The following is a 3,071-nucleotide window of genomic DNA, read 5'->3' on the forward strand; positions in this document are numbered from 1 at the left end:
AATGGTAGACTTCTATCTTCGTTTTTCATCAATACAATACCCTCATTAGCGATCTTACGAGCCACTTCATTACCTGCAGCTCGAGCTTTTTCACCTGCCGGCGTCTCTGTGTTAATTGTTATGTTTTTACCTGTCATCACACTATACATATGTGCAGCAGTTGGACCTACTTTAATACCGACACCAACAACCGCAAGCGCAACAACCGACCAAATCATGAGATTTCGTGGTCTGTTTTTAATTTTACGATAGAGCTTTGCATCTTTTTTTCGTTGTTTTTTCACTGATTTACTTAAAGTTTTAAATTCCTCTTGTGTTACCTTTTTAACTGCTTTAGCTTTCTTTTTTAATTCATCACGTTCAGTTACTGTTAAATTCTTTGACATTAGCCGTTGTTTTTTTGCTAATTCTTTGTCAGTTTTTACTTGTTTTGCTATTTTTAGTTTGCGTTCTTTTTTCTCATTCATCAGACTAACCCCCCAATTATGTTTTACATCATCATTATATGATAACGCTTACAGTTTTGAGGTTGTTTTATTGTTGAAAAACAACAAAATATTGCTGCCTATCATTACACCATGTAACGATAGACAGCAATATTTAACAGTTTAATCCAGCATTTTATCTAATTGAATATAATAAATGCCCAATAACGGTAAGGATACTTCTAAATGGTAATTCTCTTCTATTATTATTTTTTCTATTTCGATTGCTGGTTGATGTACGTTATTATAAGCCATAACATCCATTAACGAAGGTGTTGCTGTTTTATCCAGCACTATTAATTCGTCTTGTTGTTGCTTAATTTCGGGTGATAAACGACGACTACTTTTTTTATAAGTTCCTGTAATATTATCAAGCTCTAATTCAATTTTTGCATATGCTGATTCTTGCTCTATCACATCCTGGTTGAAATCAGCTTGTCTTATGTAATTCAAACTACTTTTTTCGGGACGAACCATTAAAATCCGATAATTTTCTCGCCTCTTCGTAACAATACAATGTTCATCTTGGTATACAATCTCTCGATATAGTTCACTGATGAATTGATACGCATGAATGTTCACTTTGAAAAAACCATACGCGTCCATTAGAGCCATTTTCGCTGCTAATTCTGTTGGAAAATAATTAAAAAGCGGCGTAGCATCTAACGAAAGTGGTATATAATAAGCACCGTCACTTTTGAGCTGGTTAAGCATATACCATACTGTAGAATTGGCCATTGTCAGCTCGGTCATTTTTATCAAATACTCATCCTGATCAAACGATGCCATTTGCTTAAGTATTGCTGTCTGACCTTTAATATTTTCCATCTCTACAATTCGATCAATAATTGCAGGTGCTTCCAAGGCAACCATTGCCTGTTCTAACGGCAGCTCTCTGACTTGAGAAAAATCATCAATACTTTTTATCATAATACCACTGTTATTTTCAATGTCAGCAATGTTATGTGGATGCCTCGGAAAATGAAGATGGATAGGGATTATCTCTACAAAATATGGAATTGCCTCGACTAACTCTCTACAAAGTGAACTATCGTTTCCCTCTTCATAAAAACATCTAAACTCTAAGACCCAACCTGTCATATCTGGATAGTTACTTTGTAGATGATAAGACAGTTGTTTTAATACTTTTAAAAAAACAGCTTTTTCAGATGGTTTTATCGCTTCCCAATCCACTGTCTGTAACTGAATATAGGGTAAGAACCCCTGTTGTAAAATATTATCAATTATATCGGTCACATCTTTAAAGCAGATTTCTTTTTTAGCATTATGTTTAACTTTCAAAATGATTTTTTCCACAGCAATATAACGCACACCTAATTGCATCAGTTTCAAAGCAGTTGTATTTGTTAAATTGAGTGGATTTAGTTTGACAACAAAATTTTTAACAGCCATTTTTCCAATAACGCGAGACAGATCGATGCTCTTATTAAAAAGCTCAAAATCATGTTTCTTTAATTCACTTATTTCCTCAATTGTTATATAGTTTTCCAGTAATTGATAGACATCTGACTCTTCTATACCTGGCGTATCAGTAAATAAAATCGGTTTCTTTTTACGAAATTCTGTTGGCGTCATTCCATTTCGTTCTTTAAAAACATTACTAAAACTTCGCACATTTGGAAAGCCATTATTAATCGCAATCTCTCCCACCGATAAATGACTCGTTTCCAACTGACGTATCGCGTATAACAAACGAATCTCCTTAAGGTACTTACCTACTGACATTCCTAAATCTTCTTTAAAACGATGTGCCAGATAAAATTTACTCACATAAAAGTGATCCGCCAGCTTTTGTAAAGTTAATTTTTCGGTATGATGTTCATTAATATAGGCCATCACTTCTCTGTTTTTAATTTTATTATCATTATCTATCGTTCGATTAAATGATAGAGGCTCAATTGTTAATGTTCGCAGCAATGTCCCGAGAACTAAAGAGACACACCCACTAATTATTGCTTGATAGCCTTTTTTCTTTTGCATTTGTTCAATATACAAGCGGGAGAGTAATTTCGTTAAATTTTTATAGGCATCATGATGATAACTTAACGAGAGTGGACGGGTTAACTTAAACTGACCGACTAATTGTTCAAACTCCAGCAGCTGTATATTCAGCATTAAAACACGGTTTTTAGAGCTTCCCACCATTCCAATTATTTCACCGGGATTAACAAGAAAAATGTCACCCGCTTTTAATAAAATGACCTTCCCTTGCTTTAAAACCTCTAAGTGATCAGCCAAAATAAATAACACTTTTAAATCATCATTCACATGAAAATCAACCGTTTCAATTGTTTCTAATGCTATTTTGGCAGATTTAACTGTCATCTCAATTTTCGGCACCATTTCTCACCCTCATTTCTATCTCTAGCTTCTCTCTTCTTATTTTAAGTTATCTTACAATCGAAAGATAGTTTTAGCTGTTAAAAAAGAGTTATCCACATGTGGATAACTCTTTCACAGAAAACTTATGCACTTCCACTGTATAAGTTGTGGACATCTATTTTATAACTTTAGCAATTATCAGCTTTAACTTCCCACGCTTCATAATGCACAGCTTCATTTATA

General features: G+C 33.9%; 2 protein-coding genes. Both read right to left on the bottom strand.

What is annotated here, in order from left to right; all coding sequences use genetic code 11:
• Positions 1-467: hypothetical protein (locus tag IKV95_RS00275; protein WP_287451285.1), on the bottom strand; the 467-nt coding region annotated here is incomplete at its 3' end.
• Positions 468-608: 141 nt separating this feature from the next.
• Complete coding sequence (locus tag IKV95_RS00280) at positions 609-2,849, bottom strand: AraC family transcriptional regulator (protein WP_287451286.1); 2,241 nt, start codon at positions 2,847-2,849, stop codon at positions 609-611.
• Between the last annotated feature and the right edge of the window lie 222 nt (positions 2,850-3,071).

The sequence above is a fragment of the Brochothrix sp. genome, from assembly GCF_017549435.1.
Classification (GTDB): Bacteria; Bacillota; Bacilli; order Lactobacillales; family Listeriaceae; genus Brochothrix; species Brochothrix thermosphacta.